Source organism: Tessaracoccus pujii, from assembly GCF_055326215.1.
Genome location: NZ_JBUZNP010000003.1, coordinates 210029 through 230650 on the forward strand (window position 1 = coordinate 210029; position 20622 = coordinate 230650).

The window sequence follows — 20622 nt, forward strand, 5'->3', positions numbered from 1 at the left end:
TCCCAGCGTGACCCCTCCAGATCAGGGGACGGTTCAGCCCGGGTCAAGGTTCGGCCAAGAAGAGTCGCCCAACCCTGCGAGGGAGGTGGGCTGGCGGGCGTGGTGTGTCAATAATGGCGGTATGGCTGAGCCCCGTAGGTCGAGTGTGCTGGTGATTGACGACGAGCGCCCGCTGGCGGGGATCGTCGCCTCCTACCTCAATAGGGCAGGTTTCGACACCGCATTGGCCTACACCGGACCCGAGGGGGTCCGCTCGGCCCAGGAGCTGGATCCCGACGTCATCATTCTTGATCTGGGTCTCCCGGGGATCGACGGCATCGAGGTGTGCCGCCAGATCCGGTTGTTCTCCGACTGCTACATCCTGATGCTGACCGCCCGGGCCGACGAGGTTGACAAGCTGATCGGTTTGTCGGTGGGCGCCGATGACTACCTGACCAAGCCGTTCAGCCCCCGCGAGCTCGTCGCCCGGGTCAACACCGTGCTGAGGCGGCCGCGCCGCCAGGCCCACGGCACACAGCCGGCAGCGCCGCGCGAGTTCGGAGTGTTGCGGGTGGATGCGGAGGGCCGTGATGTGTGGATCGACGGCGAGCCGGTGGGTTTGACCCGCACCGAGTTCGACATCCTCGACGCACTGTCGGCACGGCCGAACGTGGCGCTCAGCCGGCGGCAGATCATCGACGCGGTGTGGGGGCCGGGCTGGGTCGGTGACGATCACGTCGTCGATGTCCACGTGGCGAACCTGCGCAAGAAGCTCGACGACCCACCCGCCGAGCCTCGCTACATCCTCACGGTCCGCGGCGTCGGATATCGGATGGGACCAGGGCGATGATGCAACTGCGCGGCTCCGTCGGCCGGATGCGATGGGGCACCCGCACCTTCCTCACACAGGCGCTCGTGGTGACTGTCGGCGTGATCACGGCCGCACTGGTCGCTGTGGTGGTCGGCCCCTCCCTGTTTCACGAACACCTGGAACAACTCGGCCAGGCGGGCGGCATCGCCGAGATGGGGCACGTGGAACAGGCGTTCCTGGACGCCGGCGTCAGATCGTTGGGTATCGGGCTGGTTGTGGCGCTGGCTCTGGCCATCGGCCTGACCTGGCTGGAGACCATACGGTTGCGCCGGCCCCTGGAGCAACTGACAGCGGCCGCCGCACTGCTGGAGGCGGGCGATTACACCGCTCGCGTCCCCGAGACCGCGACAAGTCCCGAATTCCACGCCGTTGCTGAAGCATTCAACGGCATGGCCAGCCGCCTGGACTCGACCGAAACCAGCCGACGTCGGCTTCTCTCGGACGTGGCGCACGAGCTCCGCACCCCCCTGGCCACGCTGACCGCTGAGCTGGAGGCCGTCATCGACGACGTGGTCCCCTGGGACCGGGAGAGCCAACAACTGCTCACCCTGCAGGCCGCCCGGCTCAAGAAGATCGCCGCAGACCTCGACGACGTGTCGCGCGCCGAGGAGGGCCGATTCACCCTCGACACCCAGGCGCAGCCGGTGTGGGACCTCATCGAGACCGCGGTGGCCTCGGTCGCGACCAGATATGCGGACAAGGGCGTTGTGTTGTCCGCGGACTCTGACTCAGGGTTCGTCGTAGCGGATCCGCAGCGGGTGGGTCAGATTCTGGGCAACCTGCTCGACAACGCTCTGCGGCACACGCCCGCCGGTGGGATGGTGCGCATCAGCGCACGCGAATCCAAGAGTGAGGTGGTGATGATGGTCACCGACACCGGCGACGGTCTCGCTGCGGAGCAGCTCTCGAAGGTGTTCGAACGGTTCTACCGCGCCGACACGGCCCGGGCCCGCGATGCGGGCGGGTCCGGGATCGGGCTGACCATCGCGCGCAGCCTCGCCCTGGCCCACGGCGGCTCATTGACGGTCACCAGCCCGGGCCTCGGGCACGGCTCGACCTTCACCCTCAGCCTCCCCCTCGCCACCGCGCGAGCATCGGAGAGTGTCTTGACCGATTCTTGACCCTCCACGGGTTGGACCGTCAGCTGACGGTACGTAGCCTCGACATCAAGGACCGGCGACCCCCGTCGGCCAGGAACGGAGCAAGAACACATGTCACCCACGAAGCGGATCACCGCCACGTTGGCGGGGCTGGTCCTGACGGCCACCCTGGCGGCCTGCGGAAACCAGAGCACCACCCCCCCTGCAGCGACCACCTCCCCCACGGCCACCGAATCCGCGTCCGCCAGCGCCTCGTCGGAGGTCGCGGGCGACCACAACGAGCAGGACACCACGTTCGCGCAGATGATGATCATCCATCACGAGGGCGCCATCGAAATGTCGCAGCTGGCGATCGAGCGCGCCGAGACCCCCGAGGTGGTGGCACTGGCCGAGCGGATCGCCGAGGCCCAGGGCCCGGAGATCGACGAGATGACCTCCTGGCTGAGCGCCTGGGGTGAGGACATCTCCCCCGGTGACCATGGCGGCATGGACATGGGCGGCATGGACATGAACGGCATGAGCCAGGAAGAGATGATGGGCCAGCTCGACGGCCTCTCGGGTACAGAGTTCGATCAGGCGTTCCTCGAGGCCATGATCGCCCACCACGAGGGCGCCATCGGAATGTCCGAGCAGCAGGTGGCCGAGGGCCAGAATCCCGACGCGGTCGCCCTGGCCGAGAAGATCATCGCCGACCAGCGGGCCGAGATCACCGAGATGGAGGACATGCTCACCAACCTCTGACCCGCGCACTCGAGAGCACGAAGCAGGCGCCCGTCCAGCCGCTGTGGCCGGACGGGTGTCATCGGGTGGGTGAGGCGCTGTGATGCCCTTCGTGTTCTTCGGAGCCGGACGCGCTGGCGGAGGCTGCCGGTTCGGGGCCGGGGGTGTCTGAGTCGCTGGTGGCGGCCGGGTTGAACAACGGCCCGATCACGAACGCGGACAGGGCGAACAGGCCAGTGAACACCGCCATCCCGATCGCAGGCGCTTTCCAGGTGCCGAACCGGCGACGGAGCCGTCGCAGCAGCGGGATGCTCAACGCCAACCCCACCACGTAGAGCACGGTGTTACCGAGGAAGCCGGTCAGGAGCGCGGCCCCGGCCAGGAACCCGATGTGGTGCATCACGTGCGGCGCCAGCCCCATCAACGCGCCCAGGGTGGCCCGGGTCCCGGCCCACAGCGCACCCCAGAACCCGCGACGACCCCCTGCCACACCGGCCTCTGAATCGGCGGTCGTGCTGTCCACGGCTGTCATCGCCCGACCCGTTGCGCGCTGAGGATGGTCGATGCCGCGTCAACCGACGCATCTTCCACCAGGGCGGCGGGGTTGAAGGCGTCTCGGAGGATCAGGGCTGCGCCGAGGATGATGCTGGCGATTCCGATCAGCTGCGCCTCGGTGAGACCGAACACGACGTGCGGGTTGATGCGGACGACCTCGGCGAGGAGGCGGGCGCCGCCGCTGAGCAGGAGATAGGATCCGAACACCCCCACCGGGCGCATCCTGCGGCCCAGCGCCCACAGGATGCCGGCGATGAGGAACGCACCCGCCGCTTCATACAGCTGGACCGGATGCACCGGCACGTCCACCGGCACCACCCCATTGGGGAATGCCATCCCCCACGGCAGATCGGTGGGTTTGCCGTAGGTACCGTCACCAGCCAGGAAACAGCCGATCCGGCCGATGCCGTAGGCCACCGAGAGCGGCGCCGCCATCGCGCCGGCCACCCGTGGGAGCGGCAGGTCGTGGCGTCTGGTCATCACGATCACCGCGATCGACCCTGCGATCAGGCCGCCGTACCAGACGAACCCGGACCCGCCGAGCATGTGCCAGCTGAAGTTGTCCCAGTTCGCGACCAGGTAGTACACCTTGGCGCCGACGAATCCCCACACCGTCGCCCAGAGCGCGATCGAGTGCGCAAGATCCTTGTCGTAGCCGATCCGCGTGAACGCGCGACCCAAGAGCCACGCGCCGACCAGCAGCGCCAGCGCCTTGCTCAGCCCGTAGGACTGGATCCCCACCCCAAATATCGAGAACACTTCAGGCCACACAGCCCACTCCCATCGTCGAAACAGTCACCAGACGGCGCGGCGTGCCCGCGTGGCCTCACTGCCCAGTCTCAACTGGCCGGGTAAAGCAACGAGCAGGACCCGGACAAGGTTTGGTCAAGATCCCACGTCCCGGTCCGGGGCACGGGTAGCGCCGTCAAGACGCCGGAATCTTGACCGAACTCTGACCCCATGCCGGCGCTTTCGGGACCGCACGTGCCTACCCTGATGGCATACCCCTTGGGGGTGTCGTGGCGCCGCCACGGGCCACCTGTGACCGGACTCTCCTCGTGATTGAGCGATCGTGCCTCTGGCGGGCCGGGTGACCTTCCCCCTCGAGGGTGCGTGACATACGTCACGGTGTTCGAAGGCGGTGATCGGCATGGGTTCGAGCGGCAGCTTTCCCGAGGATGCCCGAGCGGACGTCGTGCTCGTCGGGACTGGGATCTCAAAGACCTACGGGCAGGGCTTCTGGCCGTTTCGGCGGCTCAATCCTGTGCTCGACGGGGTGTCGCTGTCGCTGAGCCGTGGCGAGGTCGTGGGTCTGGTCGGGGAGAACGGATCGGGCAAGTCGACGCTCATGCAGATTCTGGTAGGGGGGTTGGCTGCCGACGCGGGCGTCGTGGAAGTGCGAGGGGCACTGGGTTATTGTCCGCAGCGGCCGGTGGTGTTCGAGCGTTTGACGTGCGATGAGCATTTTGAGCTCTTCGCAGTGGCGTACCGGATGAGCCGCGCTGAGCGGCTCCGGGCGCAGCGACGCTTGTACGAGGACCTCGACTTCGAGCGATATGCGGGTGAGCGCGCGGACCGGCTCTCCGGTGGCACGCTCGCGAAACTGAATCTCGCGCTGGCTCTGCTACCGGACCCGTCGGTGCTGCTGCTGGACGAGCCGTATTCCGGGTTTGACTGGGACACCTACCTCCGGTTCTGGGATCTGGTCGGACGGGGGCGGTCATCTGGCCGGGCGATACTCGTGATCAGCCACTTCATCGCCGACGAGGCACGGTTCGACCGCATCATCGAACTGCGCGACGGGAAGGCGACGCGAAAATGACCGCCGCCGGGGTTCTGACCCGCCGATTCCTCCTGGACTACGTGCGCAACCCCGTGAACCTGGTGGTCCTGGTTCTGATCCCCGTCGTGTTCGTGTTGGTGGCCGCCGAACCCATGGCTGATGCCGCGAAACTGCTTGGCGGAACCGGCCGGGCGGTCGAGACCGCGACCACCGGCTGGGCTGCGGCGTTCCTGGCGGCACTGGCGATGTTCTTCCAGGCCGGCCAGGCCAGATCCGCAGACCATCGCCTGGTGCTGTCGGGCCTCCCCGTCCAAGCGCTCGTTCTGGCCAGGATGTCGACCGGCCTGCTGATCTCCGTGTTGGCCTCCACAGCCGCCCTGGCGACGCTCTTTCTGCGCGCCGGGGTCGACGAGCCTTTCCGCGTCGCGGCCGGCACGTTGATGTTCGCCGTGATCTATGTAGGAATCGGTGCCGCAGTCGGATCGGTCGTCAGGGACCAGGTGAACGGCACGGTGGTGATCCTGCTCGTCTGGATCGTCGACGTGTTCTTCGGACCGGCGCTGACCTCACCCGACCGGGTGGAGATCACCCGGTGGATGCCGACCCACTTCGTCACGTCATGGATGGTGGACCTGCCCTCGGGCCACGGGGGAAAGCTCGGCGATCTCGGAGTCGCCTTGGTGTGGGTCGGCGGAGCAGTCCTGTCGAGCGGACTGCTCCTGGCACGCGCGGCACGCACCGTTCGGCGCCCGGATGGCTCGCATCGACCGGGCTGGGCGGGACAGGTCGGGACCAGCTGCCGGATGGGGTTGCGACAGTACCGACGCAACCCTGCGCTCTGGGTCCTCCTCGTGACCGTGCCGGTGGTGTTCATCTGGTTGTCGAAACTCATCACAGAAGAGCGGTATTCCGTGATGCGGGTGATCGACGGTGGGCAGGAAGTCGACACGCGGTTCTGGCTGCCGGACACACACGCAGGGACCATGGCTCCGATCGCGGTGGCCTCGCTGGCCGCGGTCGCCGGGCTCTTCATCGCCCTCAACAACCGTCACGGGGACCGCCGCCTGGTTCAGGTCGGCATGCGTCGATCCGCACTGCTGGTGGGCCGCTTCGGTGAGGTCGCGGCCGCGGTCCTCGTCACCGCGGCCGCGTCCCTGACGATCACGGCCTTGGTGTTTCCCGCCCGGCAATGGGCTGGATTCATCGTCGGCACCCTGCTGCTGGGGACCGTCTATGCACTCCTGGGGATGTGCCTCGGATTCCTCCTCGGACGCGTCACCGGAGTACTGATCGCATTCGTCATCCCCTTCCTGGATCTCGGGATCACACAGAGCCCGATGCTGCGGTTGGAACCCCCCGGGGCCGCCGCGTTCCTCCCCGGCTACGGGCCGTACCGCGTCCTCATCGACACTGGCCTCACCGACACGTTCGACGAAAAGGGGGGCCTCCTCATCGCCGCGCTCTGGATCCTCGGACTCACTGCCGTCGTGTGGATCCTGTTCAGCACCCACACGAACACAGCATCGCCGCGGCGGACGACCAAGCCCGCACCGCTGCACGGGGTCTTGCCTGGATCTTGACCCCACCCAGACCCGTTCCCGACACCGCGCGGGGCACCATCGACATGGACACGCGAAACCGACCAGGAAGCGAGGGTGATTCGACGTGACGAGGATGACACAGACCACCTACGGGGTGCGCGGCCTCACATGCTGGCGCTGCATGATCAGCGCCGTCGACGCTGTGCGGGCCCTGCCCGGGGTGCACACGGTTGCGCTGGATCTGGAACCGCACGGTGAGTCGCTGTTGACGCTGGCGCCGGCCGGTGCCGTGACCAGCGACCAGGTCCGAGCCACCCTCGACCGATCCGGGTTCGAACTGACCCGACGCCGGCGCCGTCAGCGGCCCGGATCGCGCCACCGACATGCCTCCACCGCGGCACCGGTGGAGGGTGGCCCGGAAACCTTGACCGAAGCCTGACCCCCTCGGGGTCGTTTCCGGACCTCCGCGGGTCTACCGTCGAGATATACCCCCCCAGGGTAATGGGGTGGAGACGAAGAGATGAGGAGATTTGTGATGCTCTGGTTGGTCATAGGTGGGGCGGTGGTCCTGACCGGGTTGCTGTTGTGGTTCTTCTTCGGTCCGAAACGGGCCGGGAGAGTCCGCATCGAGGACGGTGTTCAGGTGGTCGATGTGACCGTCGATGGGGGCTACAACCCCGGAGTGATCGACGGGGTGCGTCCCGGGATGCCGGTGCGGATCCTGTTCGACCGCAGAGAGGGAGGCGAGTGCACTTCCCGTGTGGTGATGCCGGACTTCAAAGTCAACGCGAGTCTTCCCGCGTACCGGACCACAGCCGTCGAGTTCACCCCGACTGAGGCCGGCGAGTTCAGGTTCGCCTGCGGCATGAACATGGTCTCCGGCCTGATCCGCGTCACCGGCACCCCCCACACAGCCCCGGCCCCAATCATCGCATCGGAGCATCGTGCGCAGGCAGCAGCCTCCCCGGCGACGGTCGGTCTGTCGACTGACGGCGACGAGGATGAGGCGGAGCGGGCTGCTGAGATCCGGGACCTGACCCGCCGGGTGATCATCGGCGCGATCCTCACCGCCCCGGCGCTGGTCGCGGTGATGGCCGTCGAACTGTTCGGCGCCACCTGGGTACCTGAGGCTCTGATGAGTCCTTGGCTGCAGCTCGCGCTGATCGCGCCGGTGATGCTGTGGTCGGGGTGGCCGATCCACCGCGTCGGGTGGCGGGCCCTGTCGCACCGCACCGCCGACATGAACTCGCTGATCACCCTGGGCACCGTCGCGGCGTTCGGCTACAGCTTGGTGGTCACCTTCGCCCCCGGCCTGTTGCCTGAGGAACTGCGGCAGGTGTACTTCGAAGCAGTCGGCGTGATCATCACATTGATCCTGCTCGGCCGTCTGCTGGAAACCAAGGCCAAGGCCGGCACCGGTGAGGCGATCCGCAAGCTGATCGGCCTGCAGCCCCGCACCGCCCGGGTCCTGCGCGACGAGACCGAACAGGAGATCCCGGTCGAGGACGTCGTGGTCGGGGATGTGATCGTGATCCGCCCCGGGGAGAAGATGCCCGTCGACGGTGAGGTGATCAGCGGATCCTCCGCAGTCGACGAGTCCATGGTCACCGGCGAATCGATCCCCGCGGCCAAGAGCGTCGGCGACACCATCATCGGCGCCACCATCAACGCCACCGGAGCCCTGCGCTACGTGGCCACCAAGGTCGGCTCCGACACCCTGCTCGCCCAGATCATCAAACTGGTCCGCGAGGCCCAAGGATCCAAGGCCCCCATCCAACGCCTCGTGGACAAGGTCTCCAGCTACTTCGTCCCCGCCGTGATCATCATCGCGGTCTGGACGCTGGCGATCTGGCTGCTGGTCGGCCCGCCGCCGGTGTTCGTGTTCGCGCTCGTCGCCGCCGTTTCGGTGCTGATCATCGCCTGCCCCTGCGCCCTCGGGCTCGCCACCCCGATGTCGATCACCGTCGGCACCGGCAAGGGAGCCGAACACGGCATCCTGATCCGCTCCGCCGAAGCACTCGAAACCGCCCACAAACTTGATGCCATAATCCTGGACAAGACCGGCACCATCACCAAGGGAGTGCCGACCCTCACCGACGTCGCCACCGTAGGCGGATTCGACGAGGACCAGCTCCTCGGCTGGGTCGCCGCCATCGAGAACAGCTCCGAACACCCCCTGGCCGCCGCGATCGTCACAGGCGCCACCGATCGCGGTCTCGCCCTGGGCGAGGTCACCGACTTCGACTCGATCACAGGGCAAGGCGTCCGCGGCCACATCGACGGGCACGACGTCCTGATCGGGAACCGTCGACTCCTGGACGAGTCCGGTGTGGCGGCAGAAACGTTGCTGCCGCTCCATGACGCGCTCGCATCCGGTGGCAAGACGCCGATGCTGGTGGCCGTCGACGGGCTCCCTGCGGGAATCGTGGCGGTGGCCGACACCATCAAGGACGGCTCCCCCGCCGCCGTCGCAGCCCTGCAGCAGCGAGGGATCGAGGTCATCATGATGACCGGCGACAACCGGGCCACCGCCGCCGCGATCGCCGCCCAGGTCGGGATCCGGCGCGTGGTCGCCGAAGTCATGCCCGCCCACAAGGCCGCAGAGGTCCGCCGCCTCCAGGACGAAGGAAAGATCGTCGGAATGGTGGGCGACGGCATCAACGACGCCCCTGCCCTGGCCCAGGCCGACGTCGGCTCCGCCATCGGCACCGGCACCGATGTGGCCATCGAATCCTCCGACATCACCCTGATCTCCGGGGCCCTGTCCGGAGTGGTCACCGCCGTCGACCTGTCCCGCGCCACCATGCGCAACATCAAACAGAACCTCGTCTTCGCCTTCCTCTACAACAGCCTCGGCATCCCCATCGCCGCCGGGCTGCTCTACCCCGTCTTCGGGATCCTGCTCAGCCCCATCGTCGCCGCCGCAGCCATGGCCCTGTCCTCCCTGTCGGTGGTCACCAACGCCAACCGGCTCCGCCGCTGGGCACCCCACCCCATCGACGAGTCCCACGCGACCCGCACCCCCGTCGCCCCCGTCGTCGAAATCGGCGGCGAAACAACGACCACCCACCACCACACCACCGGAAAGGACACCCCCATGTTCGGCAAGAAGACCACCGCCCACATCGATCCCGTCTGCGGAATGAAGGTCAAGACCGCCTCCGCGGCCGCCACACGCTCCATCGGCGACACCACCCTCTACTTCTGCTCCACCCACTGCGCCGAAGCCTTCGACGCAGACCCCGCCCGCTACGGACACCCCAAGGCTCCGGCCGAGCACCACCACGAGCCCACCCACACCCCCGCCCCGCACCACCACCACTAGGCACCGACACCAGACCAGGCCCAGGACACATGACCAGCACCCAGCAGCGCCAGGAACTCATCGGCCAACTCGCCGTGATCGAAGGCCACGTCCGCGGCATCGCACGCATGGTCACCCAGGACGCGAACTGCATCGAGATCCTCACCCAGACCTCAGCGGTCACGGGCTCGCTGCGCTCCATCGCCCTGGACCTGGTCGACAACCACCTCCACCACTGCCTCACCCAGGCCATCGACTCACCAGACCCCACCTACCAGGACGCCAAGGTCCACGAAGCATCCATGGTCATCGCCCGACTCATCCGCAGCTGACCCTCGCGACCAGAGACCGGCCGGCCCCGAGTCACATCTGGAGCCGGCACCCACACAGAAGAAGCACCACTCAGCCGAAAGGACCAGGCTCATGAGCCTCCACAACCACCCCCGCCCCGCCGACACCGGACCCGACGCACCACCCGCGGCCACCGGACCCGCCACACAACACCGAGGCCATGGCGGCCACATGTGGCACATGCTCCTCATGTGCCTGCCGCTCATCGGGTTCGGGCTGTGGTCCCTGTTCAGCGGCGGCGGTGGAGGCGCCCTGATCGGCGGCCTCCTCTGCGCCGGCATGATGCTGCTGATGCACGGCCGCCCAGGCTCCGGCCATCGCCACTGACCGTGGCAGCGGGGTGGAGCCGAGCACATCATCGGACACGACGCGGTCGCGATCCGCTGTTCCGGACTGCGCCGCGGTCGACAGCCCGGAATTGACTGCCGGGGATCGCGGATGCATTCTTGGCCTCAGATACACGTATGCGTGCTCTGGGGGCGGTGAAATTCCGCACCGGCGGTGATAGTCCGCGACCCGGCCAACTTGGTTGGCCGGTTGACCAGGTGGAATTCCTGGACCGACGGTCAAAGTCCGGATGGGAAGCGCACGCTACGGTCGGCGGCAGCCTATCTGCCGCCTGATCGTGTGCCCCCGAGCGCGCCCGAAATGGGATGTGGGGCGCCGTGACTGAATCACCGGCAGAACTGGCCGCCATGCTGCGCGCCCTCGATCTGGCCGTCGCCGACGACGCCCCGCTGGGACCGAACCCGCGCGTGGGCTGCGTGCTGATCTCGCCCGAGGGGCGTCGCATCGCCGAGGGGCACCACCGCGGAGCGGGCACGCCGCACGCAGAGATCGACGCGCTCACCGCAGCAGGCGACCTTGCTGAGGGTGCGACGGCGGTCGTCACGCTGGAGCCGTGCAATCACTGGGGCAGGACGGGACCGTGCGCCGAGGCACTGATCGCGGCCGGGGTGCGGCGGGTGGTCTTCGCGCAGGCCGATCCCAACCCGGAGGCCGCCGGCGGGGGCAGGCGGCTTCGTGACGCGGGCGTCGACGTCGAGGGCGGCCTCCTCGCTGAAGACGCGGCCGAGGTGAACCACCACTGGACCTTCGCCGTCACCCAGGGCCGACCGTACGTGACGTGGAAGTTCGCCGCGACGCTCGACGGGCGCACCGCGGCCGACGATGGCAGCTCGCGCTGGGTGTCCTCAGGCGCGGCACGTGCGGACGCGCACGGGCTTCGCGCCCGGTGCGACGCCATCGTCGCCGGGACCGGCACCGTGGCCGTGGACGACCCTCACCTCACGGTCCGCGACCGCGACGGCGCCCTGGTCGGGACCCAACCGCTGCGATTGGTCATGGGGCTGCGGGAACTTCGCCCGGGGAGCCGGGTGTTCGACGACGCGGCCGAGACGCTGCACCTGCGCACCCGCGACCCACGAGCTGCGCTGGCAGAGCTGCACCGCCGGCAACGCCGGCATGCGCTCCTCGAGGGCGGACCGACCCTGGCCGCCGCGTTCCTCCGCGAGGGCCTGATCGACGAAGTGGTGGCCTATGTGGCACCCAAGCTTCTGGGAGCGGGCAGCCCCGTGATCGGCGGCCTCGGCATATCCAGCATCGGCGACGCAGTGCACCTGACCCTCGTCGACGCCACCACCCTGCCGCCGCTCGAGACTGGCGACCCACCCAATCTGCGGCTCACCCTACGCCCGATCCCTCCAACCCCCCTTGAAAGAGAATGCTGATGTTCACTGGAATCGTCGAAGAACTGGGGCACGTGGTGGCCCTCGAGCCCTACCCGGATGCGCTGCGCCTGACCATCGACGGCCCCATGGTCACGAGCGACTCGGCGCCGGGTGACTCGATCGCGGTCAACGGCTGCTGCCTGACCGTCGTCACCCTCGACGGTGCCGCTTTCACGGCCGACCTCATGCAGGAAACCCTCGACAAGACCTCCCTCGGGTCCCTCTCCGCAGGCAGCCCTGTCAACCTCGAACGCTCCCTCACCGCGACCGCGCGGCTCGGCGGCCACATCGTCCAGGGACACGTCGACGGCACCGGGCATGTCGTGGACCGCGTGCCCAGCGAACACTGGGACACCGTCACGTTCTCGCTGCCCAGAGCGCTGGCACGCTACGTCGTCGCCAAGGGATCCATCGCCGTGGACGGCACCAGCCTCACGGTGATCTCGGTCGACGACGACGCCGAGACGTTCACCGTCGGCCTGATCCCGGAGACCCTGACCCGCACCACGCTGGGCCTTCGAGAGGTCGGCGACGAGGTCAACCTCGAGGTCGACATCATCGCCAAGTACGTCGAGCGCCTGGTGACCCGATGAGCATCCAACTCGACACCATCGAGCGGGCGATCGCTGACATCGCCGCCGGCAGGGCCGTGGTGGTCGTCGACGACGAGTCCCGCGAGAACGAGGGCGACCTCATCTTCGCCGCCGAGAAGGCCACGCCCGAGATGATGGCCTTCACCATCAGGCACTCCAGTGGCGTGATCTGCGCCCCCATGCCCGGCGACCTGCTGGACCGCATGCAGATTCCGCTGATGACCCGCGACAACGACGACCAGTACCGCACCGCGTTCACCGTCACCGTCGACGCGCGGCACGGCGTGTCCACCGGCATCAGCGCCGCCGACCGCGCCCACACCACCCGGGTCCTGGCCGACCCCACCACCCAGCCCACGGACCTCACCCGCCCTGGACACGTATTCCCGCTGCGCTACCGCGAGGGCGGAGTGCTGGCCCGCCGCGGACACACCGAGGCCGCCGTCGACCTGGCCAGGCTCGCCGGGTTGCAGCCCGTCGGCGTTCTCGTGGAGATCGTCAACGACGACGGCACCATGAAGCGCGGCCAGCAGCTCCGCGACTTCGCCGACGAACACGGCCTGGCGATGATCTCCATCGACGACCTCGCCGCCCACCGCGAACGCACCGAGCAGTTCGTCGAGCGCGTCACCGAGGCGGTTCTCCCCACCCGACACGGCGACTTTCGAGCCTTCGGCTACCGCAGCACCCTCGACGGCGAGGAACAAGTGGCCCTGGCGCTCGGCGAGATCACCGGCCCGGACCCCGTCCTGACCCGCGTGCATTCCGAATGCCTCACGGGTGACGTGTTCGGCAGCAGCCGCTGCGACTGCGGACCTCAGCTGGACCTGGCACTGGAGCGCATCGCGGCAGAAGGTCGCGGCCTGCTCGTCTACCTGCGGGGCCACGAGGGTCGCGGCATCGGGTTGGTGGCCAAGATCAACGCCTACGCCCTCCAGGAGACCGGCCGGGACACCGTGGACGCCAACACCGACCTCGGGCTCCCCGTCGACGCCCGCCGCTACACTGTGGCCGCGCAGATCATCCGCGACCTCGGCGTAGAAGCCGTACGACTCATGACCAACAACCCCGCCAAGGTCACCGCACTCCAGGAGCTGGGCACCGACGTCGCCGGACGGGTTTCGCTCGTCGTACCACCAGGGGCACACAACCTCTCCTACCTCACCACCAAACGCGACCGCATGGGACACCTCATCCCCGGCCTCCCGACCAAGTAGAAGAGAGCACTTTCATGAGCAGACACGGCGCACCCGAAACTCCCGGCGTCGACGCCAGCCGCCTCACCGTCGCCATCGTCGCGGCCAGCTGGCACAAGGAGGTGATGGACGGCCTCCTCGCCGGCTCGCTCCGTGCTTGCGCCGAGGCCGGCACCGAGCCGACGGTGGTGCGCGTACCCGGCAGCTTCGAACTACCCGTCGCCGCCGATGCGCTGGCCCGCACCCACGACGCCGTCGTCGCCCTCGGCGTCGTCATCCGCGGCGGCACCCCGCACTTCGACTTCGTGTGCTCCGCCGCCACCGACGGACTCACCCGGGTTGCACTCGATCACGCCACCCCCGTGGGCTTCGGCGTCCTCACCTGCGACACCGAGGAACAGGCACTCGCACGGGCCGGACTCGCAGACTCGGTTGAAGACAAAGGCTACGAGGCCGCCCACGCAGCCATGGATACCGCTCTGACGCTGCGCCGCCTGCGCTCACCGCACCGGCCCCGCGCCCGACGCGCCGACGGCGCCGATGAGGACCGTTCCTAGATGACGCCTTGCCGCCGCATCACGCGATCACGGCAGGACGCTATGCGAACCCGAAGACAGGCGGGAACACGCAGACCACGACGGCCGCCCACATTGCGTAGACGGGGAGATACGCCATCTGCCACCGCTCGAGCCCTGCATAGGGACGCCGTCCGCGAACGAAGTCGAGCAGAAGCCATCCGAGCCAGGCCAGATTGACCAGCAGCAGCAGATTGAGCCCCAGGGCGGCCACCTTGTTGGGGCTGGGGCCGTAGATCGCGATCCGGCTGACCATGGCGGCCAGGCCCACGAGGTCCACCGCCAGGGCACTGCCGACAAGCACGAGTTGCAGCCGGTCGAAGGCTCCCGGCCGGGCGGTGGGTTCCCGCGCGGACATCGAGTACAGCACCAGGGCGAGCACGACGACCAGCAACAGGTCGAAGATGATGAGCACCTCGCGCTCCACATCCACGAGGTTCCGGGTCCACACCATCGCCGCCAGAAAGGCCAGGAGCAGCACCGTGAACAGTGGCGTGAAGAGCTTCGTCAGCACCGGAGCCATGTTCTCCACGACGGCCTGCTTGGCCTCGACCAGCAGCGCCGCCACGATCACGGCGCCTGCGGCTCCCATCGGGAGCAGCCACGTCGCCACCGCGTCCTCGACGTCGAGACCTATGGCGGAGAAGACCCCGATCGACAGCCCCACCAGCACCCCGCCCCCTAGGGCCATCAGCGCGAAATAGATCGCCATCTCCCCCGTGAAGCGGACGACATCCATGCGGGCCTGGGAGAGTCGCCACCGCTTCCCCGTATAAGAGAGCCCGACGACGAACCACAGCAGCACGGGCAGGTGGACCGCCAGTAGTGCCTCCGTGGCAGGTGTGGGTGCGCTGTCCTCGAACGGGAAGATGTTCGCGACGACGGCAAAAGCCACGAACAGCGCGACGACCGCGGCGAGCACTGCGGCCCCTGATCGTCGGCTCCAGACGAACCACCCGGCGAGGAAGGGCAGCACGAGGAAGGCGAGGTTGCGGACGTACCACGTCCCCTCCCCCACTTCGATGCCGAGCAGTGCGGGGAGTTTGACTGCGAGCGCGGCGGCGACGGCGAAGAGGAGGCCCACCACCATCCGTCGCGTGAGCCCCTCGGTCCCCTCACCGCCCAGGACGAGTTGCTTCCACAACCGGTCGGAATGCTCCCGGGCGAACTCCCGTGACAGCACGTCGAGGGAGCCCATCCGCTTGACGGCGACCAGGAATGCCTCGTCCGCGGTCAACCCGGCACTGGTCAGTTCGCCGACCTGGCCGCGGAGGTGGTCCTCCAGTTCGTCGATATCGGGCGCGATCGCCGCCCCGCGGCGCAGGACCCAGGCGCGCCATTGACCGATCTGATCCTCCAGGCCGTGGAGGTCGGCTCCGCTGGCGTTCGTCATGGCTCAGCCCTGCCAGGCGGGTCGGTTGCCGGCGGTCAGCGCAGGCGTCGTGAGCCCGGTCCACACAGCCTCCATGGCCTCGGTGACCGCCGCCCATTGCCGACGTTGTTCCGCCAGGACGTCCACGCCACGGGCGGTGATGCGGTACTCCTTGCGTCGTCGTCCTTCCGGCGACAGGCACCAGGCGGACTCGAGGTGACCGAGCCGCTCGAGCCGGTGCAGGAGGGGATAGAGCATGCCATCGCTCCACTCGAGCCTTCCGCCCGAGACCTCCTGGATCCGCTTGAGGATCGCGTAACCGTGCGACTCCCCCTCGGCGAGTATCCCAAGGACGAGGGGCGTCGCCGAGGCGGCGACAAGGTCCTTCCCGATGCGCATGTGCGTCCTCTCGACGAGCAACACCCTGCAGTGCTAGGTATATACCTTGAGCTGCCAGGGGTCAAGGTTCGGCTAATGTCGGGACTCAAGCACCCCACCACGCTACGAAAGGCCGCCGATGCGCCTGGCACCCCTTGCGCAACCTGGCCAACGCCAGCCCCTGTTCGCTCGCCGCGGCGCCGTCGCCACCTCGCAGCCGCTTGCCGCCGAAGCCGGCCTCGCGACCCTGCGAGCGGGGGGCAACGCGGTCGACGCCGCAGTGACGATGGCCGCATGCCTGCCCGTCGTGGAGCCATGCAGCAACGGCCTCGGCTCGGACGCATTCGCTCTGGTCTGGGACGGTGGCCGCCTGCACGCCCTCAACGGGTCGGGCCGGGCGCCCTCGACCGCCTCCGCCGCACGCCTCCGGGCCCAGGGCCGGACGACGATGCCGTCACTGGGGTGGGAGGCCGTCACCGTCCCGGGCGCGGTGCGCGCATGGGCCGACCTGCACGGCCGGTTCGGGCGCCTGCCGTTCGCCGCAGTGCTGGAGCCGGCCATCGCCCTGGCTGCGGGAGGGTTCGCGGTCTCCGGCGTCGTCGCGTGGGGCTGGCAGCGGGGCGTGGCCGCGGCCCTCGCCCGGCGGCACGAGCCCAGCGCTGCCGGCTTTGCACCTCTGTTCGCGCCGGATGGACGCGCGCCCTCGGTGGGCGAGGTCTGGCGCAGCCCCGAGATGGCGGCAACCCTCACCGCTATCGCCGCCAGCCGCGGCGAGGACTTCTACGCCGGGGACCTCGCCGCCCGCATCGTGGCCTTCGCCCGCGCAAGTGGCGGCGGTCTGTCGCCGTCGGATCTGGCTCAGCACAGGAGCGAGTGGGTAGAGCCGATCAGCGCCAGATACCGCGACCACGAGGTCTGGGAGGCGCCACCCAACGGGCAGGGCATCGCCGCGCTCATGGCGCTCAACGTGCTCGACGGCTTCAGCCCTGCTGAGGCGGCCGACTGGCACCGGCAGATCGAGGCAGTCAAGTCCGCCCTGACCGATACCCACGCACTGGTCGGCGATCCCGCCGTCGTCGAGGTACCTGTCGACGCCCTGCTGTCACCCACCCACACCGCCCGGCGCCGCGCCGGCATCGGGGACCGCGCCACCTCGCCTGCCGCCCTGGATCCTCGAGGCTCTGACACGGTCTATCTCTGCGCCGCGGACGGCGACGGGATGATGGTGAGCTTCATCCAGAGCAACTTCCACGGCTTCGGTGCGCAGGTCGTCGTCCCCGGCACAGGGATCTCGCTGCAGAATCGCGGCGCAGGCTTCTCCCTGCGCCCCGGACACCCCAACGAGCTCGCGCCGGGAAAGCGTCCCTTCCACACGATCATTCCCGGGTTCCTCACCCGCGGCGGGGACCCCGTCGGGCCCTTCGGGGTCATGGGCGGCGACATGCAGGCCCAAGGGCACGTGCAACTGGTGCTCCACACCGTCGACGGCCGGGACGATCCCCAGACGGCGCTCGGTCGCCCGCGGTGGTTCTGGGACCCGGCCACAGGCTCGGTCCAGGTCGAGAAGTCCGCCGGCACCGATGCCGTTTCGAACCTGCGCAACCGCGGGCACGACGCGGTGGTGGCGCAGCACGCGGCCATCTTCGGCCGCGGTCAGGCCATCTGGCGCCTTGATCCGAAGGACGTCGGCAGCGTCCTCGTCGCCGGCTCCGAGCCGCGCGCAGACGGCTATCCCCTTGGCTGGTGAGGTGTTCCCGGGCCTCCGCCTGCCCCGGGGTGTCCGAGTTGGCGCCACGCCTCGTACACGGCGATGGCCGCCGCGTTCGCGAGGTTCAACGATCGCATCCCGGGCCGCATCGGGATCCGCACCCGCGCGGTGACGCGAGGATCGGCCAGCACCTCGGCAGCGAGGCCGGTGGGCTCGGGGCCGAAGAGTAGGACGTCGCCCGGCTGATAAGCGACGTCGGTGTAGGCAGCGTCGGCGTGGGCGGTGAAGGCGAACACCCGGGCTGGCAGCAGGACCCTGAAGGCATCCTCGAGTGACTCGTGGACGAACGTGGCGGCCTTGTCGCGATAGTCGACCCCGGCGCGGCGCAGCTTGGCGTCGTCCATGTCGAACCCGAGAGGGCGCACCAGATGCAGTTCCGCACCGGTCACTGCCGCGAGCCGCATCGTCGCCCCCGTGTTGTTCGGGATCCGGGGCGAATGGAACACGATGCGCATCGGGCGGGTCTCAACGGTCATGCGCCCAGCGTGCCGCGCCGGCGACTCGATGGCGAACCCATCCCTGCCAGACCTTCCCCGGCGCCCCCGGCAACCACAAGGAGTGAGACCCCCGCGACACCGGGTCCACCGGATGCTGAAAGAATCTCCTCGCCGCATGAGAGGAGAAGGTTCGTGGTCGAGATCCTGATCCGGGCGCTGTCCCTGGTGGCGATCGTGGCGATCGGGTACGGGATCAAACGGCTGGGCTGGGTGAAGGCCTCCGACTTCGGGATCTTCTCCAAGATCGTCCTGCGGATCACCCTGCCCTGCGCACTGGCGACCAGCTTCAACTCCTACACCATCCTTCCCGCACTGCTGTTGCTGGTGGTGATCGGCTTCGTCGTCAACGCCGGACAACAGGCTGCCGGATACTGGCTGAACCGCCGCAACGGTCCCAGCGCCAAGGCCTTCGGGATCTTCCACTCCGGGACCTACAACATCGGTGCCTTCTCGATGCCCTACATCTCGGGCTTCATGGGCTCGCCCGCCATGGTGTACACGGCCATGTTCGACGTCGGCAACTCGCTCGGCTCCGCCGGGGTTGGGTACGGATGGGGCATGAGCCTGGTCGACCAGTCGAAGAAGACTACCGTCAGGTCCTTTCTCAAGATCGTCTTCAGCTCGCCGATCTTCGTGACCTACCTGGTACTAGTGGTGATGCGACTGGCCCACATCACGCTGCCGGACCCGATCATCGTGTTCACCAGCACTGTCGGCGCTGCGAACCCTTTCCTCGCCATGCTGATGATCGGAGTCGGGCTCGAAATCCGGCTGCACCGCAGCAGGCTCACCCGCGCCGTCAAGTACCTGGCGATGCGCTACACGTTCGCGATCCTCCTCGCGCTGGGGGTCTGGTACGCCCTGCCCCTCGCCCGCGACATCAGAATCGTGCTCGTCATGCTGCTCTTCGCGCCGGTCGCCTCGATGGTGGTTGCGTTCTCGGAGGAGGCGGGGCTCGACGTCGAGACGAGCGCCTTCTTCACCAGCATGACGATCCTCGTCGCGATCGTGGTGATGCCCACGATCCTGCTCCTGCTGGGATGAGCATGCCTGCCCGGTCAGCGGGAGGCCAGCACCTCGGCGACGTAGTCCACGTCCTTGTCACCGCGTCCCGACAGGTTGACCAACACGATCGCGTCCTTCGGCAGGGACGGCGCCAGCCGCATGGCGTGCGCCACGGCGTGCGAGCTCTCCAGCGCGGGGATGATTCCCTCCGTGCGGCACAGCAGCTGGAAGGCGTCCAGGCACTCGGCGTCGGTGGCGGACACGTACGTGACCCGGCCCGACTCCTGCAGGAAGGCGTGCTGCGGGCCGACGCCCGGATAGTCCAGACCCGACGCGATGGAGTGCACGGGGGCGGGTTCGCCCTCAGGCGTCTGGATCACCTTGGTGGCCATGCCGTGCAGGATGCCGTCGGTGCCCGTGCTCATGGTGGCGGCGTGTTCGCCCAGCACCTCCACCCCGCGGCCCGCCGGTTCGACGCCGTAGAGCCGCACGTCCTCGTCGTCGAGGAAGGCCGTGAACAGACCGAGCGCGTTCGAGCCCCCGCCCACGCACGCGGTGATGGCATCGGGCAGGCGCCCCTCGGCCTCACGAATCTGGGCACGGGCCTCGCGCCCGACGATGGACTGGAAGTCGCGCACCATCGACGGGTACGGGTCCGGGCCGACCACCGAGCCGATCCCGAAGAACGTGTCCTTGAAGTCCCGGGCGTACGTGGCGAAGGCGGAGTCGACGGCCTCCTTCAGGGAGGCACCGCCCTCGGTGACCTCCACCACCTTGGCTCCGAGAAGCTCCATGCGCACCACGTTGGGATGCTGCTTGGCGACGTCGATCGCGCCCATGTGGATCTCGCATTCGAGGCCCAGCAGGGCTGCCGCCGTGGCGAGCGCGACACCATGTTGACCCGCGCCGGTCTCGGCGATCAGCTTCCTCTTGCCCATGCGGCGGGCCAGCAGCGCCTCGCCGAGGCAGTGGTTGATCTTGTGTGATCCCGTGTGGTTGAGATCCTCACGCTTGAGGTAGACCTTCGCGCCGCCCAGATGCGCGGTGAGGTTCTCCGCGAAGTGCAACAGGGACGGGCGTCCGACGTAGGCCTTGAGGAGGTGGGCGTACTCCTCCATGAACGCGGGGTCGGCGCTTGCCTCGGCGTAGGCCGCCTTGACTTCCGCGATGGGCTCCACGAGGTGGGGCGGGAGGTACGCACCGCCGAATCGTCCGAAGTAGCCTGCCTCGTCCGCCTGGGAATAGTTGGTCACGCGGCAGAACCTACTGCCTCGCGGCACACGCATGCCGGGTGCCCCCCGATA

Annotated in this window: 21 protein-coding genes and 1 riboswitch; of the genes, 15 read left to right on the plus strand and 6 right to left on the minus strand. The window is 68.4% G+C overall.

The annotated features are described in order from the left end of the window. Positions 1–121 precede the first annotated feature (121 nt). The 3 genes from ACZK5N_RS05245 to ACZK5N_RS05255 all read left to right on the plus strand — a co-directional run bounded on the left by ACZK5N_RS05245 (position 122) and on the right by ACZK5N_RS05255 (position 2691). Positions 122–829 carry a response regulator transcription factor gene (locus tag ACZK5N_RS05245; RefSeq protein WP_463624677.1) on the plus strand — a complete coding sequence of 236 codons (708 nt, stop codon included), beginning with the start codon at positions 122–124 and terminating at the stop codon, positions 827–829. Then, positions 826–1971 carry a sensor histidine kinase gene (locus ACZK5N_RS05250; protein WP_459019370.1) on the plus strand — a complete coding sequence of 382 codons (1146 nt, stop codon included), beginning with the start codon at positions 826–828 and terminating at the stop codon, positions 1969–1971. Before ACZK5N_RS05245 ends, ACZK5N_RS05250 begins: the two co-directional genes overlap by 4 nt. Before the next feature lie 90 nt (positions 1972–2061). Further along, positions 2062–2691, plus strand: coding sequence for a DUF305 domain-containing protein (locus ACZK5N_RS05255; RefSeq protein WP_463624678.1), 630 nt, complete (start codon positions 2062–2064; stop codon positions 2689–2691). 58 nt (positions 2692–2749) lie between these two features. Here the strand turns inward: ACZK5N_RS05255 and ACZK5N_RS05260 are convergent, their stop codons facing one another. Continuing rightward, on the minus strand, positions 2750–3193 hold the full coding sequence (locus tag ACZK5N_RS05260; RefSeq protein WP_463624680.1) for a hypothetical protein: 444 nt from the start codon (positions 3191–3193) through the stop codon (positions 2750–2752). Between the two features lie 5 nt (positions 3194–3198). Then, the gene (locus tag ACZK5N_RS05265) at positions 3199–3996 is read right to left on the minus strand and encodes a prolipoprotein diacylglyceryl transferase (RefSeq protein WP_463624682.1); all 798 of its coding nucleotides are present in this window, start codon (positions 3994–3996) and stop codon (positions 3199–3201) included. Between the two features lie 379 nt (positions 3997–4375). On the opposite strand from ACZK5N_RS05265, the gene ACZK5N_RS05270 reads away from it, so the two are divergent. From ACZK5N_RS05270 to ribH, 10 genes are all read left to right on the plus strand, one after another. Then, the gene (locus ACZK5N_RS05270; protein ID WP_463624683.1) at positions 4376–5047 is read left to right on the plus strand and encodes an ATP-binding cassette domain-containing protein; all 672 of its coding nucleotides are present in this window, start codon (positions 4376–4378) and stop codon (positions 5045–5047) included. Further along, positions 5044–6588 carry an ABC transporter permease gene (locus ACZK5N_RS05275; RefSeq protein WP_463624685.1) on the plus strand — a complete coding sequence of 515 codons (1545 nt, stop codon included), beginning with the start codon at positions 5044–5046 and terminating at the stop codon, positions 6586–6588. The genes ACZK5N_RS05270 and ACZK5N_RS05275 overlap by 4 nt, the downstream gene beginning before the upstream one ends. Before the next feature lie 85 nt (positions 6589–6673). Continuing rightward, a complete protein-coding gene (locus ACZK5N_RS05280; protein WP_463624687.1) occupies positions 6674–6988 on the plus strand; it encodes a heavy-metal-associated domain-containing protein in 315 nt (104 codons plus the stop codon). Between the two features lie 96 nt (positions 6989–7084). Next, positions 7085–9874: a heavy metal translocating P-type ATPase gene (locus ACZK5N_RS05285; RefSeq protein ID WP_463624689.1), complete on the plus strand. Its 2790-nt coding sequence runs from the start codon at positions 7085–7087 to the stop codon at positions 9872–9874. Between the two features lie 29 nt (positions 9875–9903). After that, complete coding sequence (locus tag ACZK5N_RS05290) at positions 9904–10185, plus strand: metal-sensitive transcriptional regulator (protein ID WP_463624690.1); 282 nt, start codon at positions 9904–9906, stop codon at positions 10183–10185. Between the two features lie 91 nt (positions 10186–10276). Next, on the plus strand, positions 10277–10531 hold the full coding sequence (locus ACZK5N_RS05295) for a hypothetical protein (RefSeq protein WP_463624692.1): 255 nt from the start codon (positions 10277–10279) through the stop codon (positions 10529–10531). 137 nt (positions 10532–10668) lie between these two features. Continuing rightward, positions 10669–10798: riboswitch (FMN riboswitch) on the plus strand. A gap of 71 nt (positions 10799–10869) precedes the next feature. Further along, positions 10870–11934, plus strand: a complete 1065-nt coding sequence (gene ribD, locus ACZK5N_RS05300) for a bifunctional diaminohydroxyphosphoribosylaminopyrimidine deaminase/5-amino-6-(5-phosphoribosylamino)uracil reductase RibD (protein WP_463624694.1) — start codon at positions 10870–10872, stop codon at positions 11932–11934. Next, entirely contained in the window at positions 11934–12527 is a 594-nt protein-coding gene (locus ACZK5N_RS05305) for a riboflavin synthase (RefSeq protein WP_459019365.1), read from the plus strand. The genes ribD and ACZK5N_RS05305 overlap by 1 nt, the downstream gene beginning before the upstream one ends. After that, the gene (locus ACZK5N_RS05310) at positions 12524–13744 is read left to right on the plus strand and encodes a bifunctional 3,4-dihydroxy-2-butanone-4-phosphate synthase/GTP cyclohydrolase II (protein WP_459019364.1); all 1221 of its coding nucleotides are present in this window, start codon (positions 12524–12526) and stop codon (positions 13742–13744) included. Before ACZK5N_RS05305 ends, ACZK5N_RS05310 begins: the two co-directional genes overlap by 4 nt. A gap of 14 nt (positions 13745–13758) precedes the next feature. Beyond that, complete coding sequence (ribH, locus tag ACZK5N_RS05315) at positions 13759–14280, plus strand: 6,7-dimethyl-8-ribityllumazine synthase (RefSeq protein WP_459019363.1); 522 nt, start codon at positions 13759–13761, stop codon at positions 14278–14280. Positions 14281–14320: 40 nt separating this feature from the next. Here ribH and ACZK5N_RS05320 read toward each other — a convergent pair whose 3' ends face one another. Together ACZK5N_RS05320 and ACZK5N_RS05325 are read right to left on the minus strand one after the other, a co-directional pair. Next, entirely contained in the window at positions 14321–15691 is a 1371-nt protein-coding gene (locus ACZK5N_RS05320; RefSeq protein ID WP_459019362.1) for a permease prefix domain 1-containing protein, read from the minus strand. 3 nt (positions 15692–15694) lie between these two features. Beyond that, the gene (locus ACZK5N_RS05325) at positions 15695–16069 is read right to left on the minus strand and encodes a PadR family transcriptional regulator (RefSeq protein ID WP_459019361.1); all 375 of its coding nucleotides are present in this window, start codon (positions 16067–16069) and stop codon (positions 15695–15697) included. A 118-nt stretch (positions 16070–16187) separates the two neighbouring features. Here ACZK5N_RS05325 and ACZK5N_RS05330 point away from each other — a divergent pair, with 118 nt between their 5' ends. Then, the gene (locus ACZK5N_RS05330; protein WP_459019360.1) at positions 16188–17795 is read left to right on the plus strand and encodes a gamma-glutamyltransferase family protein; all 1608 of its coding nucleotides are present in this window, start codon (positions 16188–16190) and stop codon (positions 17793–17795) included. On the opposite strand, the gene ACZK5N_RS05335 is transcribed toward ACZK5N_RS05330, so the two are convergent. Beyond that, complete coding sequence (locus ACZK5N_RS05335; RefSeq protein WP_459019359.1) at positions 17777–18292, minus strand: tRNA (cytidine(34)-2'-O)-methyltransferase; 516 nt, start codon at positions 18290–18292, stop codon at positions 17777–17779. The genes ACZK5N_RS05330 and ACZK5N_RS05335 overlap by 19 nt on opposite strands. 153 nt (positions 18293–18445) lie before the next feature. Here ACZK5N_RS05335 and ACZK5N_RS05340 point away from each other — a divergent pair, with 153 nt between their 5' ends. Continuing rightward, positions 18446–19357 (plus strand): AEC family transporter, encoded by a 912-nt coding sequence (locus ACZK5N_RS05340; protein ID WP_459019358.1) that lies wholly within the window; start codon positions 18446–18448, stop codon positions 19355–19357. A gap of 14 nt (positions 19358–19371) precedes the next feature. Here ACZK5N_RS05340 and trpB read toward each other — a convergent pair whose 3' ends face one another. Then, complete coding sequence (gene trpB, locus ACZK5N_RS05345) at positions 19372–20571, minus strand: tryptophan synthase subunit beta (protein ID WP_459019357.1); 1200 nt, start codon at positions 20569–20571, stop codon at positions 19372–19374. Between the last annotated feature and the right edge of the window lie 51 nt (positions 20572–20622).

What these genes read in the sequence shown, in the direction of transcription:
- ACZK5N_RS05245 (WP_463624677.1), top strand. Translation starts at nt 122, where the DNA reads ATGGCTGAGCCCCGTAGGTCGAGTGTGCTGGTGATTGACGACGAGCGC.
- ACZK5N_RS05250 (WP_459019370.1), top strand. Translation starts at nt 826, where the DNA reads ATGATGCAACTGCGCGGCTCCGTCGGCCGGATGCGATGGGGCACCCGC.
- ACZK5N_RS05255 (WP_463624678.1), top strand. Translation starts at nt 2,062, where the DNA reads ATGTCACCCACGAAGCGGATCACCGCCACGTTGGCGGGGCTGGTCCTG.
- ACZK5N_RS05270 (WP_463624683.1), top strand. Translation starts at nt 4,376, where the DNA reads ATGGGTTCGAGCGGCAGCTTTCCCGAGGATGCCCGAGCGGACGTCGTG.
- ACZK5N_RS05275 (WP_463624685.1), top strand. Translation starts at nt 5,044, where the DNA reads ATGACCGCCGCCGGGGTTCTGACCCGCCGATTCCTCCTGGACTACGTG.
- ACZK5N_RS05285 (WP_463624689.1), top strand. Translation starts at nt 7,085, where the DNA reads ATGCTCTGGTTGGTCATAGGTGGGGCGGTGGTCCTGACCGGGTTGCTG.
- ACZK5N_RS05290 (WP_463624690.1), top strand. Translation starts at nt 9,904, where the DNA reads ATGACCAGCACCCAGCAGCGCCAGGAACTCATCGGCCAACTCGCCGTG.
- ACZK5N_RS05295 (WP_463624692.1), top strand. Translation starts at nt 10,277, where the DNA reads ATGAGCCTCCACAACCACCCCCGCCCCGCCGACACCGGACCCGACGCA.
- ACZK5N_RS05305 (WP_459019365.1), top strand. Translation starts at nt 11,934, where the DNA reads ATGTTCACTGGAATCGTCGAAGAACTGGGGCACGTGGTGGCCCTCGAG.
- ACZK5N_RS05310 (WP_459019364.1), top strand. Translation starts at nt 12,524, where the DNA reads ATGAGCATCCAACTCGACACCATCGAGCGGGCGATCGCTGACATCGCC.
- ribH (WP_459019363.1), top strand. Translation starts at nt 13,759, where the DNA reads ATGAGCAGACACGGCGCACCCGAAACTCCCGGCGTCGACGCCAGCCGC.
- ACZK5N_RS05320 (WP_459019362.1), bottom strand. Translation starts at nt 15,691, where the DNA reads ATGACGAACGCCAGCGGAGCCGACCTCCACGGCCTGGAGGATCAGATC.
- ACZK5N_RS05325 (WP_459019361.1), bottom strand. Translation starts at nt 16,069, where the DNA reads ATGCGCATCGGGAAGGACCTTGTCGCCGCCTCGGCGACGCCCCTCGTC.
- ACZK5N_RS05330 (WP_459019360.1), top strand. Translation starts at nt 16,188, where the DNA reads ATGCGCCTGGCACCCCTTGCGCAACCTGGCCAACGCCAGCCCCTGTTC.
- ACZK5N_RS05335 (WP_459019359.1), bottom strand. Translation starts at nt 18,292, where the DNA reads ATGACCGTTGAGACCCGCCCGATGCGCATCGTGTTCCATTCGCCCCGG.